Raw genomic sequence first — 15981 nt, forward strand, 5'->3', positions numbered from 1 at the left:
CATGAGCACTCAGAGACCACCCGCCTTCGACCGCAACGATCCGCTCGGCCTGGACGCCTCGCTATCCAGCGACGAGCTTGCGGTCCGCGACACCGTGCGGGACTTCTGTGCCGAGCACGTCCTCCCGCACGTCGCGGAGTGGTTCGAAATCGGCGACCTTCCGGTCCGGGAGCTGGCCAAGGGGTTCGGGCAACTCGGCCTGCTGGGCATGCACCTGGACGGGTACGGCTGCGGCGGCGCCTCCGCCGTGCACTACGGCCTGGCCTGCACCGAGCTCGAGGCCGCCGACTCCGGTATCCGGTCGATGGTCTCGGTGCAGGGGTCGCTGGCGATGTTCGCGATCTGGAACTTCGGGTCCGAGGAGCAGAAGCAGGAATGGCTGCCCGGCATGGCCACCGGCGAGCTGCTCGGCTGCTTCGGCCTGACCGAACCCGACGTCGGCTCCGATCCCGCCGCGATGAAAACCCGGGCGCGCCAAGACGGTTCGGACTGGGTGCTGAACGGACGCAAGCTGTGGATCACCAACGGCTCGCTCGCCGACGTCGCGGTCGTCTGGGCCGCAACCGACGACGGGATCCGCGGTTTCATCGTGCCCACCAAGACGCCGGGCTTCAGCGCCAACACGATTCACCACAAGCTGTCGTTGCGGGCCTCGATCACCAGCGAACTGGTGCTCGACGACGTGCGGGTGCCGGCCGAGGCGATGCTGCCCGAGGCCAAGGGGCTGCGCGGGCCGCTGTCGTGTCTATCCGAGGCCCGCTACGGGATCATCTGGGGTTCGATGGGAGCGGCGCGATCGGCCTGGCGGGCCGCGCTGGATTACGCCACGCAACGCACCCAGTTCGGCCGTCCCATCGCGGGTTTCCAGCTGACCCAGGCCAAGCTGGTCGACATGGCGGTCGAGCTGCACAAGGGCCAGCTGTTGTCGCTGCACCTCGGCCGCCTCAAGGACAGCGGCGGGTTGCGCCCCGAGCAGGTCAGCTTCGGCAAGCTCAACAACACCCGTGAGGCCATCAAGATTTGTCGGACCGCACGAACCATACTGGGCGGCAACGGGATATCGCTGGAATACCCGGTCATCCGGCACATGGTGAACCTGGAATCGGTGCTGACCTACGAGGGCACGCCCGAGATGCATCAGCTGGTCCTCGGCCAGGCGTTCACCGGCAGCGACGCCTTCCGCTGACAGGAGACCGATGGCCACACACCTGGAGTACACGTCCGAGCACCACCAGTTCCGGGAGCTGGTAAGCGATTTCGTGCGGCAGATGGTCGTGCCCAATCACGAGAAGTGGGAACGGGACGGCCAGTGGGATCGCTCGCTGTTCATCGAGGCGGGCAAACTCGGGCTGCTGGGCATCTCGGTGCCCGAGCATCTCGGCGGCCCGGGCGTGCACGATTTCCGCTACAACGCGATCGTGATCGACGAACTGCAGCGCGCGGGTGCCGCCGCCGAGGCCATCGCCGTCACGCTGCAAAACGATGTCGTGCTGCCCTATCTCACCGATCTGACCACGCCCGAACAGCAACAGCGCTGGCTGCCCGGCGTGGTCACCGGCGAAACGGTGCTCGCCATCGCGATGACAGAACCCGGCACCGGCAGCGATCTGGCCGGGATCCGCACGACGGCGGTGCGCGACGGTGACGACTACGTCGTCAACGGCGCCAAGACGTTCATCTCCAACGGGCAGATCGGCGATCTGTTCGTCATCGCGGTGCGCACTTCGCCGGACCGCCACCAGGGGCTGTCGCTGCTTGTCGTCGACCCCGCCACACCCGGCTTCTCCCGCGGCCGCAACCTGGAGAAGATCGGCCTGCACGCCCAGGACACCAGCGAACTCACCTTCGCCGATATGCGGGTGCCGAGGGCCAATCTGCTCGAAGGCGAAGGCAGGGGTTTCTACCAGCTGATGAAGAACCTGCCTCAGGAGCGGCTGGCGCTCGGGGTGGGAGCGGTGGCCGCCGCCGAAGGCATTCTGGCCGAGACCCTGCACTACGTGCGCGACCGCACGGCATTCGGCTCACCGATCGCCAGCTTCCAGAACAGCCAGTTCGTGCTCGCCGAGCTCGCAACCGAAATCGACATCGCCCGTACGTATCTCGACGACTGCCTGGCCGAGCACCTATCCGGTGAGCTGACCGCCGCGCGCGCCGCCCGGCTGAAGTGGTGGACCACCGACCTGCAGGTGCGCACCGCCGACCGCTGCCTGCAGTTGCACGGCGGATATGGCTACATGCGTGAATACAGCGTGGCGCGCGCCTTCGTCGACGCCCGCATTCAGACCATCTACGGCGGCACCAACGAGATCATGAAGACGATCATCGCCAAGGACCTGGGCATCTGAGGTCTACATGGTCACCGATTACAGCGATCTTCCCGCCGAGGAGGCCGTGCGCGCGGCCCGGGCCAGCTCGCGGCGGCGCCAGGTGCTGGATGCCGCGGTCAAGGTCATGGGCCGCAACGGGTTTCACCAGATGTCCATGCAGGACCTGGCCGCCGAGGCCAAGGTCAGCGTCGGCCTGATCTACAAATACTTCGGCGGCAAGGAGGACCTGCTGCTCGCGACGATCGTGCGGATCCTCGACGTGTTCCGCGATCAGCTGGCACCGGTCATCGCGGCCGCCGGCGACGACGTCGTCGACCAGTTGACCGCGGGCGTGCGCCGCTATGTCCAGATCGTCGACGAGAACCTCGACGGCGTGGTGCTGACCTATCGGGAGAGCCGCACCCTCGGGCCGCCCGGCCGCGCTCGGATCAAGGATCTCGAAATCGCCAGCGCGGCACCGCTGCGCGCGGTGATCGAGGACGGCATCGCCCAGGGGATCTTTCGCGCCGTCGACGTCGACCTCATCGTTTTCGACATCATGCTGCTCGCCCACGGCTGGGCGCTCAAGCAGTGGCACTTCGGGACGATCTACAGCGTCGATCAGTACATCGCGTTGCAGACCCGGCACGTGCTGACCGGATTGATCGCCGACGATCGCCGCGCCGACTACCCGCACGTGCTGAAATAAGGGTCATGAGACGCACCGCCCTCCCGATTCGCAGCATGGTCGCGCTGCTGGCCCTGGGCGCCGTCACCGGTATGCCCACGGCGGGTGCCGATGCCACGCTGCCCGCGATGACGTCCAGCGGCGCCGGCCCGATCATCGGCGGCGGCAGCAACGCCGGGATCGCGCAACAGCTGTTCAGCTTCGGCAAGCCTGACGTGCAGGAGGTTGACGGCTCGGACGCCGCGCAATTCATCACGACCGCCGCCGAGAGCACGAGTTCGCAACTGGCCGCGCCCTTCTCGCTGATGCGCCGGGCGCTGGCGTGCCAGACCAACAATGCCGGATTCGGGGCGCGGGCCTATCGGCGCAGCGATGGGCAGTGGGGAGGCGCGATGGTGGTCGCGGCCAAGGCCGCCACCCCGAACGTCGACGGCCTGGTCGCCTGCGCCAAGACCAATTGGCGCAGAGCCACGGCCGGCACGCCGAGTTCGCTCTGCGACTCCGGTTGGAGCACCCCGAACACCTTCGAGAGCCGCCGCGGCGAGACTTACTACGTCTTGCTCGCCGGCACCGCCAACGACTTCTGCACCGCGGTCAACGGAAAATTCAGGGACAACTCCAACGGCTGGCCTTTCTAGGGGGCAGCGGAGTCATAGGCTGGGGATGCGCCCAGGGGGCTTGCGGAAAGACAGAAGGGGTGAGCATGTCGCGTCATCACGTCGTCATCATCGGAAGCGGATTCGGCGGGCTGAACGCGGCCAAGGCACTCAGGAGGGCCGACGTCGACGTCACCCTGATCTCGAAGACGACGACCCACCTGTTCCAGCCGTTGCTGTACCAAGTGGCCACCGGCATCCTGTCCGAGGGCGACATCGCCCCGACCACCCGGCTGATCCTGCGGCGGCAGAAGAACGTCCGGGTGCTGTGGGGCGAGGTCAACGAGATCGACCTGACGGCGAAGACGGTCACGTCGCACCTGATGGGAATGCATACTGTGACGCCCTTCGACAGCCTCATCGTGGCCGCGGGCGCGCAGCAGTCGTACTTCGGGAATGACCAGTACGCGGCCTTCGCGCCCGGGATGAAAAGCGTCGACGACGCCCTCGAGCTGCGGGCCCGCATCCTCGGCGCGTTCGAGGCAGCCGAGGTCGCCACCGATCCGGCCGAGCGGCAACGCCGCCTGACGTTCGTGGTCGTCGGCGCCGGGCCGACCGGGGTCGAGCTGGCCGGTGAGATCGTCCAGCTCGCCGAGCGCACCCTGGCCGGGGCGTTCCGGACGATCACCCCCAGCGAATGTCGCGTCATCCTGCTCGACGCGGCACCCGCGGTGCTGCCACCGATGGGCCCCAAACTCGGTATCAAGGCACAACGCCGGTTGCAGAAGATGGACGTCGAGATTCAGCTCAACGCGATGGTGACCGCGGTGGACTACATGGGCATCACGGTCAAGGAGAAGGACGGCGGCGAGCGGCGCATCGAATGTGCGTGCAAGGTGTGGGCCGCGGGCGTGCAGGCCAGCTCACTGGGCGCGATGCTCGCCGAGCAGTCCGACGGAACCGAGACCGACCGCGCCGGCCGGGTGATCGTCGAGCCCGATCTCAGCATCAAGGGGCATCCGTACGTGTTCGTCGTCGGCGACCTGATGTCGGTGCCCGACGTCCCCGGCATGGCGCAGGGCGCGATCCAGGGGGCGCACTACGTCACCAAGCTCATCAAGCAGGCGGTGAAGGGCCAGGACGATCCCGCCAACCGCAAGCCGTTCAAATACTTCGACAAGGGCAGCATGGCGCTGATCTCGCGGTACAGCGCCGTCGCGAAGGTCGGCAAGCTGGAGTTCGGCGGCTTCATCGCCTGGCTGGCGTGGCTGGTGTTGCACCTGTACTACCTGGTCGGCCATCGCAACCGCATCGCCGCGATGTTCGCCTGGGGGATCTCGTTCCTGGGCCGCACCCGCGGCCAGATGGCGATCACCAGCCAGATGATGTACGCCCGTCCGGTGGTGGACTGGGTGGAGCAGCAAGCGCAGGGGGGAACCCTGGCGGCGGCCGACCGCCTCGACGCGGCCGAGAAACAGGCCGGTTAGCTCAGCGCCTGATCGATGTCCGCGATCAGATCGTCGGTGCCCTCCAGGCCGACCGAGATCCGGACCACGCCGTCACCGAGCCCGATCGCCGCGCGACCCTCCGGGCCCATCGCCCGGTGCGTGGTGGTCGCGGGATGCGTGACAAGGGATTTGGCGTCGCCGAGATTGTTCGAGATGTCGATCAGCTGAAGCTTGTCCAGCACCTCGAAGGCCCGTTGCTTGGCCTTGTCGTCGGGGCAGTCGAGCGCGAACGTGATCACCGTTCCCCCGCCGGACATCTGGCGCTTGGCCAAGTCGTACTGCGGGTGCGAGGACAGATACGGGTAGCGGACCCAACTCACCGCCGGATGGTCCTCGAGAAATTCTGCAATCCGGAAGGCCGAGTTGTTGCTGTGTTCCACCCGGACCGCCATGGTCTCAAGCCCTTTCACCAGCACCCAGGCGTTGAATGCGCTCATCGCCGGGCCGGTGTGCCGCATCAGTTTCTGCACCGGACCGTCGATGTACTCCTTGTCGCCCAGGATGGCCCCGCCGAGCACCCGACCCTGACCGTCGATGTGCTTGGTGGCGGAGTACACCACCACGTCAACGCCGAGCGAAATACCCTGCTGCAGAAGCGGTGTCGCAAACACGTTGTCCAACACCACTTTTGCGCCCGCGGCGTGCGCAAGCTCGCTCACCGCGGTGATGTCGACCAGCGATTGCATGGGGTTTGACGGTGTCTCGAAGAACACCGCAGTGGTGGGCACCGACAACGCCTGCTCCCACTGCGCCAGGTCGTCGCCGTCGACGAAGACGGTTTCGACGCCCCAACGAGGCAGGATCTCGTTGCACACCACGAAACACGAGCCGAACAGGCTGCGCGATGCGACCAGCCGGTCCCCCGCGCCCAGCAGCGCGCCCAACGAGGTGAACACCGCCGCCATGCCGCTCGCGGTGGCGAAGGCCGCCGGGGCCCCTTCGAGCAGGCGCAGCCGCTCCTCGAACATCGTCACGGTCGGGTTCCCGTAGCGCGAGTAGACGAAGCGGTCCACCTCGCCGGTGAACGAGCCCTCCGCAACCGCCGCCGACTCGTAGACGTAGCCCGATGTCAGGAACATCCCCTCGGCGGTCTCGTCGAAATTCGAACGCAACAGCCCGCCGCGCACGCCGATGGTCGCCTGGCTGACTCCGTCGGGCAGCGCAGCGGGCACGCGAACGGAATTGTCGTCGGCTGGGGTCATCGCCGGTTCAGCCCTGTTTCCAAGGCAATCCGATGGCGCGCCAGCCCGTTTCGCCTCGGTGACCGTTGGCATCGAGTTGGCCCTCGAAGCCGTCCACAATGTTGTAAGCCGGCGTGATGCCCAGCTCGGTCGCGACCTCGGCGGCGCCGATGGAGCGGTTTCCGGAGCGACACAAGAACAACACCGGGCGCTGCGCGCCGGTTTCGGCCGGCGCCACCTGCTCGCGCAGTTGGTCGGCGAAGTTCGCGTTGCGCTGTCCGTCGGAGGAATTCCACTCCAGGAACAACACCTCACGGCCGAGGCTGGACAGATCGGGCACACCGACGAAGCGCCATTCGGCGTCGGTGCGCACGTCGACCAGCACGGCGTCGGGGTTGTCGCTGAGCAGCTTCCATGCCTCAAGGGGCGAGATGTCCCCGGCATAGGAGTGTGCGTGCTCTGTGCTCATGCTCGATTCCCTCATTGTCCGTTGTCAGCCACCCTATCCGCGCCCGGGCGGTCAAGCCCCGGCCGGATCGCCCCCGGCCCGGCAGCGGTATCTGACCTGCGATCGTATCGAGGCCGTCGCCACCCCCAGCTGGCGGTGGTCGGTTCCCCCGAGCCGCCGCGAGCTCAGCCTTCGGATGCCGGCGCGACGAGCCGGGCGGCGACCTGGCCGGCACGCTCGCGCGCGGCCGTCACCTCCGGCGCGGTGGCCAGGACGCGGTAGCCGCGCCCGACCACCCGCAGGTCACTTTCGGGGACGCTCAGAGCGCCGGTGAGCGCGGCGGGACCAGGGGAGGCGACCCCGTCGATCGCGCGGGCGGCGGCCGGCGAAACCATCATGGTGTCCACCGGCAAGCCCAAGATCGTGCGGGCCTGCAGTTCGAACGCGGAGAGCCGCTGGCTGCGCAGCGTCACCCAGACGGTGTCGGTGGGGTGCAAGGTGACGTCGGCGAAGTACACCTCGTCGCCGTTGATCATCAGTTCGACGGCGAAGACGCCGCGGCCACCCAGCGCTTTCACGATTCGTGCGGAAATCGACTTGGCGGCGTCCGTCGCGGCCGCACTCATCTTCTGGGGTTGCCAGGATTCCAGCACCTGCCCGCCAGCGTCGCGATGACCGATGGGCGAACAGAATTCGATCGCCGGACCGGCCGGCCCGTCGCTGCGCACGGCCAGCAGGGTCACGTAGAACTCGACCTCGACCACGGTCTCAGCCAGCACCCGTGGCCGTCCGGGGCCCGCGTGACCGGCCACCGCGCGTTGCCACGCCGGCCCGAGGTCTTCACGTCGCTCCGCGGCCGACTGGCCCGGCCCGGTCGGCCCGGACACCGGCTTGACCAACAAGGGGTATCCGGCGTGCGCGCCGACCGCCTCGAGCTCGCCCAGCGACCCGACGAACCAGAACGGCGCGGTGGGCAGCCCCAACTCGTCGGCGGCCAGCCTGCGCAGGCCTTCGCGGTCGGCGCTGAGCCGCACGGCGCGTGCGCTGGGGACTAATTCGGTGTGGTTCCCGCCGGATCCGGAGGCCGCGGCGTCGAGGGCGCCGAGGGCGACGGCGTCGGTCGCGGTCACCACAAAGTCGGGTTGCAGCCGCCGCAGGGCCGCGGACAGTTCGGCGGCGTCGGTCAGCGGGAGCACCACGGCCTGGTCGGCCACCGCGTGCGCGGGCGCCCGGGGATCCTCGTCGACGGCGACCACCCGGGCCCCGAGGCGCCCCAGGTCGATCGCCAGCTCCCGGCTGGTCTCGCCGGAACCCAGCAGCACCACCGTCGGCCTGCCGTCGGCGGGGGCGGGCCCGGCCTCGGCGGGCGCGGGAGCTGGCTGGGGCACGGCGAGCGCCGTCGTTTCGCCGTCCCGTCCATCGGTCTCGCCGTCAGTCACGGCTCAAGGATAGGTCGGTTCCGGGGGTGCACCGCCGAGCTAGGGCTGGCCTGGGAGTAACTGCACCATCAGGCCGTTGGCCTCGGCCAGCAGCGCGCCGTCGTCGTCGACCAGTTCGGCGGACACGAACGCTTTGCGCCCCTCGATGCTGGTGACCCGGCCGCGCACCACCAACGGCGCGTCGATCGGGGTGATCTTGCGGTAGTCGACATGCAGGAACGCCGTCCGGCTGATCGGGCGGTTCGAGGCGTGCGAGACCATCCCGAAGATGTGGTCAAACAACAGCGGCAGCACGCCGCCGTGCACCGCGTGGTTGCCGCCAACGTGGAACCGGGTGAAATGGCCGCGCATTTCGCAACCGTCGGGTTCGTAGCGCGTCAACGTCCACGGCGGCAACAGCAGACTGCCCATGCCGGGCAAGCCCGGCGTCCGGCCGGCCGGCGCCTGCCCCTCCACGGCGGCCTGAAACGGTCCCAGCAGCTCGGTCAGCGCCGTGACCCGTACGGCTGCGTCGTCCCAGAGGTCGTCGCCGGGGTCGGCCGACACGGCGAGGTCCTGCAGTCGCCGCATGGCCGCCACGAATCGCCCGAATCCCGGGCCCGGGTTGGCCGCCCCGTATTCGGGAAAGCCGCCGTGATGCTCGTATTCGGGGTCGAGGTCTTTGGGATCGGAAGCGGCACCCGTCACGGACGGGCCGCCAGGACGTCGCGGCGCACGATGGTCTGTTCGCGTCCGGGTCCCACACCGATGCACGAAATGTGCGCTCCGGCAAGATCTTCCAGCCGCAGCACGTAGTCGCGCGCTTTGGCGGGCAGGTCGTCGAATTCCGTTGCGTGCGAGATGTCCTCCCACCAGCCGGGCAGTTCCTCGTAGACGGGTTCGGCACGCGAAAGGTCGCTTTGCGTCATCGGCATCTCGTGGATGCGCTGGCCGTCGATCTGGTAGCCCACGCACACCGGAACCGTTTCCAGACTCGACAGCACGTCGAGCTTGGTCAGGAAGAAGTCGGTGATGCCGTTGACCCGGGTGGCGTAGCGGGCGATGACGGCGTCGAACCAGCCGCAGCGCCGGCGCCGCCCGGTGGTGACGCCGAATTCGCCGCCGGTCTTCGACAGGTATTCGCCGTTCTCGTCGAACAGCTCGGTGGGGAACGGGCCCGAGCCCACGCGGGTGGTGTAGGCCTTGAGGATGCCCAGCACGGCGGTGATCCGGGTCGGACCGATACCCGAACCCACGGCCGCGCCGCCCGCAGTCGGATTCGACGACGTCACATAGGGATACGTGCCGTGGTCGACGTCGAGCAGCGTGCCCTGCGAGCCTTCCAGCAGGACGGTTTCGCCGGCCTCCAGCGCGGTGTTGAGCAGCAGCCGGGTGTCGGCGATCCGGTGCCGGAAACCTTCGGCTTGCTGCAGCAGGGCCTCGACCACCTGGTGCGGATCCAGCGCCTTGCGGTTGTAGATCTTGACCAGGATCTGGTTTTTCAGTTCCAGCGCCGCTTCGACCTTGTGCGTCAACACTTCCCGGTTGAGCACGTCGGCGACCCGGATGCCGATCCGGGCGATCTTGTCCTCGTAGCAGGGCCCGATGCCGCGACCGGTGGTGCCGATCTTCTTGTTCCCCATGTAGCGCTCGGTCACCTTGTCGATGGCCACGTGGTAGGGCAACAGCAGGTGCGCGTCGGCGGAGATCAGCAGCTTGGAGGTGTCCACGCCGCGGTCTTCGAGGCCCTTCAGCTCGTCGAGCAGCACCCCGGGATCGATCACCACGCCGTTGCCGATGACGTTGGTGACACCCGGCGTGAGCACCCCCGACGGAATCAGGTGCAGCGCGAAGTTCTCCCCCGTCGGCAAGACGACGGTGTGCCCGGCGTTGTTGCCCCCCTGGTAGCGCACCACCCACTGAACCCGCCCACCGAGCAAATCGGTGGCCTTACCTTTGCCCTCGTCGCCCCACTGGGCGCCGATGAGGACGATTGCCGGCATGACACGCTCCCACCTGATCTCGCCTGCGTATTGTGGTCCAGCCGGTGACCCACCCTAGCCTGGCGACCGCGCGGGCCACCGGTGGCCGGTTGGGCCGGGCAAATCAGCTTAAGCCAGGAGGTGGCCAGGTAGGCATGACAGAGCCGGTAGAGGCGGGCGCCAACATCGCGGACATGTCGGTGGTGGTGTTCGGCGACCGCCGAGTGCCACGGCCGTTCGCCTGCCTGGCCGTCGTCCGCGCCTACGGCACCGGCGCCCCCGAGGCCATCGATGCCGCCATCGAGGCATCCCGGCGGCTGATCGTGCTCGGCGACGACGCCGAGCTGGCCGCCGTGCTGACCCGGCTGCTGCGTGCCGAGCGGCTGGACGTCGAGGTGGCTTACGTGCCGCGCCGCCGCTCCCGGGCAACCCGGGCCTACCGCCTGCCGACCGGATTCCGGGCGGTGCGGCGGGCCAGGCGCGGCTCGGCGCGACGGGTGACGCTGATCCGCGACGAGACCGGGTCGGTGGTCGTGGGGCGGGCCTGCTGGCTGCCGCCGGACGACGCGCGGCGGATCCACGGCGAGGCCGTGGTCGACGACACCACGTTGTTCGACGGCGACGTCGCCGGCGTGTGGATCGAGCCGATGCTGGCCGCGCCGGGCCTGCGCGCGGCGGTCGCGGGCCGTGGTCCAGGCGGCCTCTGGCGACGATGGGTTACCGGCCGCGCCGCGCAGCTGGGCAGCACGGGTGTCGCCGTGCTGCGCGACGGCGTTCCCGCGGCGCGCGCCGCCCGCCGCTCGGCGTTCTACCGCAACATCGAAGGCTGGCTGCTCGTCGGCTAGTTTCGACCGGTGAGCTTCCGCGCCTCCCAGCACGAGTCGGTACGGCCCAGCCCGATCTTCTTGGGCCTGATCGGTCTGACTGGCGTCGGCGCCGCGTTGGCCTGGTCGGCCGGGATCAGCACGCGGCCGCTGGCTTACGCCGGCGTGTTCATCTTCGTGATCGCCGGCTGGCTGGTGTCGCTGTGCCTGCACGAATTCGGGCACGCGGTGACGGCCTGGCGGTTCGGCGATCACGATCAAGCCGTGCGCGGTTACCTGACCCTGGACCCGCGCCGCTACGCCCATCCGGCGCTGTCGCTGCTGTTGCCGATGGTGGTGATCCTGCTGGGCGGGATCGGCCTGCCCGGCGCCGCGGTCTACGTGCGGACCTGGTTCATGACGCCCGCCCGGCGCACCATGGTCAGCCTGGCGGGTCCGGCGGCCAATCTCGTGTTGGCGGTGCTGCTGCTGGTGGCGACGCGGTTGTTCTTCGACCCGGCGCACGTCGTGCTGTGGGCCGGGGTCGCCTTCCTGGCGTTTCTTCAGCTCACCGCCGTGCTGCTGAATCTGCTGCCCATCCCGGGCCTGGACGGGTACGACGCCCTGGAACCGCATCTGAGTCCCGAGACCCAGCGGACGCTGGCGCCGGCCAAGCAGTGGGGCTTCGTCATCCTGCTGTTCCTGCTGCTGGCGCCGGTGCTCAACCAATGGTTCTTCGGGGTCGTGCTGTCTTTGTTCGACCTGTCCGGCGTGCCGGACGTGCTGGTGGGCTGGGGCAACGCGCTGACCCGCTTCTGGAGCCGCTGGTTCTGACACTTGCCATATATGCGTTTCTACGCATATATTTCGCCCCATGGGCGCAGGCCATAACCACACCCCCGCGGGCACGGACGGTGCTCGGCTGATCCCGCGGATGATCATGGCCGCGGCGATCCTGGCGGCGTTCTTCGTGGTGGAGCTGGTCACCTCATTGCTGATCAACTCGATCGCGCTGCTTGCCGACGCCGGCCACATGCTGACCGACGTCGTCGCCGTCTTCATGGGATTGGCCGCCGTCAGCCTGGCGCGCCGCGGCAGCTCGTCGGCCGCGCGCACCTACGGCTGGCATCGTGCCGAAGTGTTCACCGCCGTTGCCAACGCCGGCCTACTGATCGGCGTGGCGCTGTTCATCCTCTACGAGGCCATCCGGCGGCTGCGCGAAGCGCCCGCCGTCCCCGGCGTGCCGATGATCGTCGTCGCGCTGGCCGGGCTCGCCGCAAACTTCGTGGTCGCGCTGCTGCTGCGTTCCCACTCGTCGGGCAGCCTGGCGGTCAAGGGCGCCTACATGGAAGTCGTCGCCGACACCGTGGGCAGCCTGGGCGTCCTGATCGCCGGGGTGGTCACCGTGACCACGCAGTGGCCCTACGCCGATGTGGTCGTGGCGGTACTGGTCGCGCTCTGGGTATTGCCCCGGGCCGTCGCGCTGGCCCGTGACGCGCTGCGGATCCTGTCCGAATCGTCGCCAGCCCATATCGACGTCGAGGAACTGCGCGCCGCGCTCGGCGCCGTCGACGGGGTGAGCGACGTGCACGACCTGCACGTGTGGACGCTTTCCCCCGGCAAGGACATGTGCACCGCACACCTGATCAGCGCCGGCGACTCCGCGCGGGTGCTGCAAGACGCGCGCGCGGTGTTATCGGCTCGCGGACTCGAGCACGCCACCGTCCAGATCGACTGCCCCGACGACACCGATTGTTCGGACAGCGTTTAAAGCGTCACAGCCCCAGCGCGTTGCGCGCTTCGGGGTCGCAATCGTCGAGGAGGTCCAGGCAGCGCGAGTACTCGTCGGTTTCGCCGATCGTGTCCGCTGCGCGCGCCAGGGCCGCCACGCACCGCAGAAAGCCGCGGTTGGGTTCGTGCGAATAGGGCACCGGGCCGAAGCCCTTCCAGCCGTTTCGCCGCAGCTGGTCCAGCCCACGGTGGTAGCCGGTGCGGGCATAGGCGTACGCGGTGATGGCCCGATCGTCGGCCAACGCCTGCTCGGCCAGCGTCGCCCAGGCCACCGACGCGGTGGGATGCGCGGCGGCCACGATGCCGGGCTCCTCACCGGCGAGCAGTTCAGCCTCGGCATCGGTATCCCCGGGCAGCAGGATCGGGTCGGGTCCTAACAGGTCTCCCATCGGCGACATGGCTCTATTCTGCAGCTCGCCGCTTTTGCTTGCGTGACGCACCTCGGCCAACGCCGGAAGCCGGGTACTAGGTCGCTAAGCTCTGCAACTACCCGACGAAGCGGGAGGACAGTAGTACTCATGCCCAAACGATCCGATCCCGACCGCGGCGGCACGCCGAAACGGCCCGGGTTCGACCCACGCGAGTCTCGCAGCGAACCGAGCGACGAGTGGGGGGCCGAGTCCGGCTTCGAAACCGGAGACGGCGCCACCGAGGGCGTCCCCCTGGTCCCCAGCGATCCCGAAACCGAAACCGAGGTCATCAACAGGCCCGAGCCGCCGCGCGGCCCCGAAGAAACACCGGAGGGGCAGCAGCGCGAACGTCGCTTCACCGCGCCGGGCTTCGACGCCAAAGAGACCACCGTCATCGCCACCACGCCGGAGCCCGCCACCGAGGTCTTCGGGGCGCCCCCCGGACAGGACGGCACCGCGCAGTTCGGAGCCCCACCCAAAGCCGCTGTCCCGCAATCGATCCCACCCCGGCTCGGCGGGAAGCTGCGCACTTCGCGGCAATTCAACTGGGGCTGGATACTGGCGCTGGTCGTGATCGTCTTGGCGTTGGCGGCGATCGCGATCCTGGGCACGGTGCTGCTCACCCGGGGCAAACACTCCAATGCCTCGCGGGAAGACCAGGTTCGGCAGACCATTCAGAACTTCGACATCGCGATCCAGCGGGGTGATCTGACCACGCTGCGCACCATCACATGCGGCACCACCCGCGACGGCTACGCCGATTACGACGAACACGCCTGGGACGAAACCTACAGCCGGGTGTCGGCGGCCAAGCAGTATCCAGTCATCGCCAGCATCGATCAGGTGGTGGTCAACGGCCAGCACGCCGAGGCCAATGTCACCACGTTCATGGCCTACGACCCGCAGCTGCGCTCCACCCGCAGCATGGATCTGCAGTACCGCGACGACCAGTGGAAGGTCTGCCAGTCCGCCAGCTAGCTGCCGACTGACTTTCCGGCGCAGTGCAGGTCGGTGCAGGCCTGAACCACCCGCTCGGCCATCGACGCCTCGGCCTTCTTCAGGTAGCTGCGTGGGTCGTAGACCTTCTTGACGCCGACCTCGCCGTCGACCTTGAGCACGCCGTCGTAGTTGCCGAACATGTGGCCGGCGATGGGACGGGTGAACGCGTACTGGGTGTCGGTGTCGACGTTCATCTTCACCACGCCGTAGCGCAGCGACTCCTCGATCTCCGACGTCAGCGAACCGGAGCCACCGTGGAAGACGAAGTCGAACGGCCGGGCGTCCTCGGGCAGCCCCAGCTTGGCCACCGCCACCTTCTGCCCCTGGGCCAGGATGTCGGGGCGGAGCTTGACGTTGCCGGGCTTGTAGACGCCGTGCACGTTGCCGAACGTGGCGGCGAGCAAGTACTTGCCGTGCTCGCCGTGGCCCAGCGCATCGATGGTTTTCTCGAAGTCGTCCGGTGAGGTGTAAAGCTTGTCGTTGATCTCGTGGGCGACGCCATCCTCCTCGCCACCCACCACGCCGATCTCGATCTCCAGGATGATCTTCGCGGCCGCCGCGTCCTTGAGCAGTTCCCGCGCAATGTGGAGGTTCTCGTCGATCGGCACGGCCGAACCGTCCCACATGTGCGACCCGAACAGCGGATCTTGGCCCGCGGCAACCCGTTCGGCCGAAATCGCCAGCAGCGGGCGAACATAGGTGTCCAGTTTGTCCTTGGGGCAATGATCGGTGTGCAGCGCGACATTGATCGGGTATCTGGCCGCGATGGAACGGGTGAACTCGGCCAGCGCCACCGCGCCGGCCACCATGTCCTTGACGCCCAGTCCGGACGCGAATTCGGCGCCGCCGGTAGAGAACTGGATTATGCCGTCACTGCCCGCGTCCGCGAAGCCTTTGACCGCGGCGTTGACCGTCTCCGACGACGTGCAGTTGATCGCCGGGAAGGCGTACGAGTGCTCCTTGGCGCGTCGCAGCATCTCGGCATAGACCTCGGGCGTGGCGATGGGCATAGACACCTCCTGACGGCTCGTCCTACCCAACCACGGATGCGTGGTCGGCAGCTACCCTGGCAAACCGGCCACCGGCCGGCGGCGCGCTTTAGCTCGGGCTTGGTGCGGGACGAGGTCATTTCGCCGGTATGTTGAGGGATCATGAGCACCGCCGTGACGGCCCTGCCCCACATCTTCGACCCGATGTACTGGTTGGGCGCCGACGGCGTCTTCGGGTCCGCGGTGCTGCCCGGCATCCTGATCATCGTCTTCATCGAGACCGGGTTGCTGTTTCCGCTGCTGCCGGGCGAATCGCTGTTGTTCACCGGCGGCCTGCTGGCCGCGCACCCGAACCCGCCGGCCAGCATCTGGGTGCTGGCCCCGGCCGTCGCCACGGTGGCGATACTGGGCGATCAAACGGGGTACTTCATCGGCCGAAGGATCGGCCCCGCGCTGTTCAAAAAGGAAGACTCGCGCTTCTTCAAGAAGCACTATGTGACCGAGTCGCATGCGTTCTTCGAGAAATACGGGCCCTGGGCGATCATCCTGGCCCGGTTCGCGCCGTTCGTGCGGACGTTCGTCCCGCCGGTCGCCGGGGTCTCCTACATGCGCTACCCGGTGTTTTTGGGCTTCGACATCGTCGGCGGCGTCCTGTGGGGCGGCGGTGTCACGCTGGCGGGCTACTTCATGGGCAACGTGCCGTTCGTGCACCACAACCTGCAGAAAATCCTGCTAGCGATCCTCGTCGTCTCCCTGATGCCGGCGTTCATCGCCGCCTTGCGAAGCTATCGGGGACGACGGCGCACACAGCCCGCAGGCGACCGGGAAGACGAACGGCTGCCGGCGGCCGAGTAGCCGGCCG

General features: G+C 68.1%; 17 protein-coding genes. 10 read left to right on the forward strand and 7 right to left on the reverse strand.

The window, feature by feature from the left end; translation table 11 throughout:
* The first annotated feature begins 1 nt into the window (after nucleotide 1).
* The 5 genes from A5753_RS04435 to A5753_RS04455 all read left to right on the forward strand — a co-directional run bounded on the left by A5753_RS04435 (nucleotide 2) and on the right by A5753_RS04455 (nucleotide 5077).
* Nucleotides 2-1186, forward strand: a complete 1185-nt coding sequence (locus A5753_RS04435; RefSeq protein WP_067123816.1) for an acyl-CoA dehydrogenase — start codon at nucleotides 2-4, stop codon at nucleotides 1184-1186.
* Nucleotides 1187-1196: 10 nt separating this feature from the next.
* Nucleotides 1197-2345 (forward strand): acyl-CoA dehydrogenase family protein, encoded by a 1149-nt coding sequence (locus A5753_RS04440; protein WP_067123818.1) that lies wholly within the window; start codon nucleotides 1197-1199, stop codon nucleotides 2343-2345.
* 7 nt (nucleotides 2346-2352) lie between these two features.
* Nucleotides 2353-3015 (forward strand): TetR/AcrR family transcriptional regulator, encoded by a 663-nt coding sequence (locus tag A5753_RS04445; protein ID WP_067123820.1) that lies wholly within the window; start codon nucleotides 2353-2355, stop codon nucleotides 3013-3015.
* A 5-nt stretch (nucleotides 3016-3020) separates the two neighbouring features.
* Nucleotides 3021-3632 carry a hypothetical protein gene (locus tag A5753_RS04450; protein WP_067123823.1) on the forward strand — a complete coding sequence of 204 codons (612 nt, stop codon included), beginning with the start codon at nucleotides 3021-3023 and terminating at the stop codon, nucleotides 3630-3632.
* Nucleotides 3633-3697: 65 nt separating this feature from the next.
* Nucleotides 3698-5077, forward strand: coding sequence for an NAD(P)/FAD-dependent oxidoreductase (locus tag A5753_RS04455; protein ID WP_067123825.1), 1380 nt, complete (start codon nucleotides 3698-3700; stop codon nucleotides 5075-5077).
* On the opposite strand, the gene A5753_RS04460 is transcribed toward A5753_RS04455, so the two are convergent.
* The 5 genes from A5753_RS04460 to A5753_RS04480 all read right to left on the reverse strand — a co-directional run bounded on the left by A5753_RS04460 (nucleotide 5074) and on the right by A5753_RS04480 (nucleotide 10148).
* On the reverse strand, nucleotides 5074-6300 hold the full coding sequence (locus A5753_RS04460; protein WP_067123827.1) for an O-succinylhomoserine sulfhydrylase: 1227 nt from the start codon (nucleotides 6298-6300) through the stop codon (nucleotides 5074-5076). The two genes, A5753_RS04455 and A5753_RS04460, sit on opposite strands and share 4 nt — an antisense overlap.
* A gap of 7 nt (nucleotides 6301-6307) precedes the next feature.
* Nucleotides 6308-6748: a rhodanese-like domain-containing protein gene (locus A5753_RS04465; RefSeq protein ID WP_067123829.1), complete on the reverse strand. Its 441-nt coding sequence runs from the start codon at nucleotides 6746-6748 to the stop codon at nucleotides 6308-6310.
* A 164-nt stretch (nucleotides 6749-6912) separates the two neighbouring features.
* Nucleotides 6913-8166 (reverse strand): formate-dependent phosphoribosylglycinamide formyltransferase, encoded by a 1254-nt coding sequence (gene purT / locus A5753_RS04470; RefSeq protein ID WP_067123831.1) that lies wholly within the window; start codon nucleotides 8164-8166, stop codon nucleotides 6913-6915.
* A 39-nt stretch (nucleotides 8167-8205) separates the two neighbouring features.
* A complete protein-coding gene (locus A5753_RS04475; protein WP_067123833.1) occupies nucleotides 8206-8853 on the reverse strand; it encodes a PaaI family thioesterase in 648 nt (215 codons plus the stop codon).
* Complete coding sequence (locus A5753_RS04480) at nucleotides 8850-10148, reverse strand: adenylosuccinate synthase (protein WP_067123835.1); 1299 nt, start codon at nucleotides 10146-10148, stop codon at nucleotides 8850-8852. Before A5753_RS04480 ends, A5753_RS04475 begins: the two co-directional genes overlap by 4 nt.
* A gap of 134 nt (nucleotides 10149-10282) precedes the next feature.
* On the opposite strand from A5753_RS04480, the gene A5753_RS04485 reads away from it, so the two are divergent.
* The 3 genes from A5753_RS04485 to A5753_RS04495 are packed head-to-tail and all read left to right on the forward strand — an operon-like array spanning nucleotide 10283 to nucleotide 12701.
* Nucleotides 10283-10972, forward strand: coding sequence for a peptidase M50 (locus tag A5753_RS04485; RefSeq protein WP_067123837.1), 690 nt, complete (start codon nucleotides 10283-10285; stop codon nucleotides 10970-10972).
* Nucleotides 10973-10981: 9 nt separating this feature from the next.
* Complete coding sequence (locus A5753_RS04490) at nucleotides 10982-11764, forward strand: site-2 protease family protein (protein WP_067123839.1); 783 nt, start codon at nucleotides 10982-10984, stop codon at nucleotides 11762-11764.
* 40 nt (nucleotides 11765-11804) lie between these two features.
* Nucleotides 11805-12701, forward strand: coding sequence for a cation diffusion facilitator family transporter (locus tag A5753_RS04495; protein WP_067123841.1), 897 nt, complete (start codon nucleotides 11805-11807; stop codon nucleotides 12699-12701).
* 4 nt (nucleotides 12702-12705) lie between these two features.
* Here the strand turns inward: A5753_RS04495 and A5753_RS04500 are convergent, their stop codons facing one another.
* Nucleotides 12706-13119: a DUF3151 domain-containing protein gene (locus A5753_RS04500; RefSeq protein ID WP_067123842.1), complete on the reverse strand. Its 414-nt coding sequence runs from the start codon at nucleotides 13117-13119 to the stop codon at nucleotides 12706-12708.
* Nucleotides 13120-13239: 120 nt separating this feature from the next.
* Here A5753_RS04500 and A5753_RS04505 point away from each other — a divergent pair, with 120 nt between their 5' ends.
* Complete coding sequence (locus tag A5753_RS04505; RefSeq protein WP_067123844.1) at nucleotides 13240-14109, forward strand: hypothetical protein; 870 nt, start codon at nucleotides 13240-13242, stop codon at nucleotides 14107-14109.
* Here A5753_RS04505 and fbaA read toward each other — a convergent pair.
* Nucleotides 14106-15140, reverse strand: coding sequence for a class II fructose-bisphosphate aldolase (fbaA, locus tag A5753_RS04510; protein ID WP_067123846.1), 1035 nt, complete (start codon nucleotides 15138-15140; stop codon nucleotides 14106-14108). The genes A5753_RS04505 and fbaA overlap by 4 nt on opposite strands.
* Nucleotides 15141-15281: 141 nt before the next feature.
* On the opposite strand from fbaA, the gene A5753_RS04515 reads away from it, so the two are divergent.
* Entirely contained in the window at nucleotides 15282-15974 is a 693-nt protein-coding gene (locus A5753_RS04515) for a DedA family protein (protein WP_067123848.1), read from the forward strand.
* Nucleotides 15975-15981 lie beyond the last annotated feature (7 nt).

The sequence above is a fragment of the Mycobacterium sp. 852002-51971_SCH5477799-a genome (assembly GCF_001667145.1).
GTDB lineage: Bacteria > Actinomycetota > Actinomycetes > Mycobacteriales > Mycobacteriaceae > Mycobacterium.

Bases quoted from the DNA above. Each gene is read 5' to 3' on its own strand.
- A5753_RS04485 (WP_067123837.1), top strand. From the start codon at position 10,283: ATGACAGAGCCGGTAGAGGCGGGCGCCAACATCGCGGACATGTCGGTG.
- A5753_RS04495 (WP_067123841.1), top strand. From the start codon at position 11,805: ATGGGCGCAGGCCATAACCACACCCCCGCGGGCACGGACGGTGCTCGG.
- A5753_RS04450 (WP_067123823.1), top strand. From the start codon at position 3,021: ATGAGACGCACCGCCCTCCCGATTCGCAGCATGGTCGCGCTGCTGGCC.
- A5753_RS04480 (WP_067123835.1), bottom strand. From the start codon at position 10,148: ATGCCGGCAATCGTCCTCATCGGCGCCCAGTGGGGCGACGAGGGCAAA.
- A5753_RS04445 (WP_067123820.1), top strand. From the start codon at position 2,353: ATGGTCACCGATTACAGCGATCTTCCCGCCGAGGAGGCCGTGCGCGCG.
- A5753_RS04440 (WP_067123818.1), top strand. From the start codon at position 1,197: ATGGCCACACACCTGGAGTACACGTCCGAGCACCACCAGTTCCGGGAG.
- A5753_RS04505 (WP_067123844.1), top strand. From the start codon at position 13,240: ATGCCCAAACGATCCGATCCCGACCGCGGCGGCACGCCGAAACGGCCC.
- A5753_RS04435 (WP_067123816.1), top strand. From the start codon at position 2: ATGAGCACTCAGAGACCACCCGCCTTCGACCGCAACGATCCGCTCGGC.
- A5753_RS04460 (WP_067123827.1), bottom strand. From the start codon at position 6,300: ATGACCCCAGCCGACGACAATTCCGTTCGCGTGCCCGCTGCGCTGCCC.
- fbaA (WP_067123846.1), bottom strand. From the start codon at position 15,140: ATGCCCATCGCCACGCCCGAGGTCTATGCCGAGATGCTGCGACGCGCC.
- A5753_RS04455 (WP_067123825.1), top strand. From the start codon at position 3,698: ATGTCGCGTCATCACGTCGTCATCATCGGAAGCGGATTCGGCGGGCTG.
- A5753_RS04515 (WP_067123848.1), top strand. From the start codon at position 15,282: ATGAGCACCGCCGTGACGGCCCTGCCCCACATCTTCGACCCGATGTAC.
- A5753_RS04465 (WP_067123829.1), bottom strand. From the start codon at position 6,748: ATGAGCACAGAGCACGCACACTCCTATGCCGGGGACATCTCGCCCCTT.
- A5753_RS04500 (WP_067123842.1), bottom strand. From the start codon at position 13,119: ATGTCGCCGATGGGAGACCTGTTAGGACCCGACCCGATCCTGCTGCCC.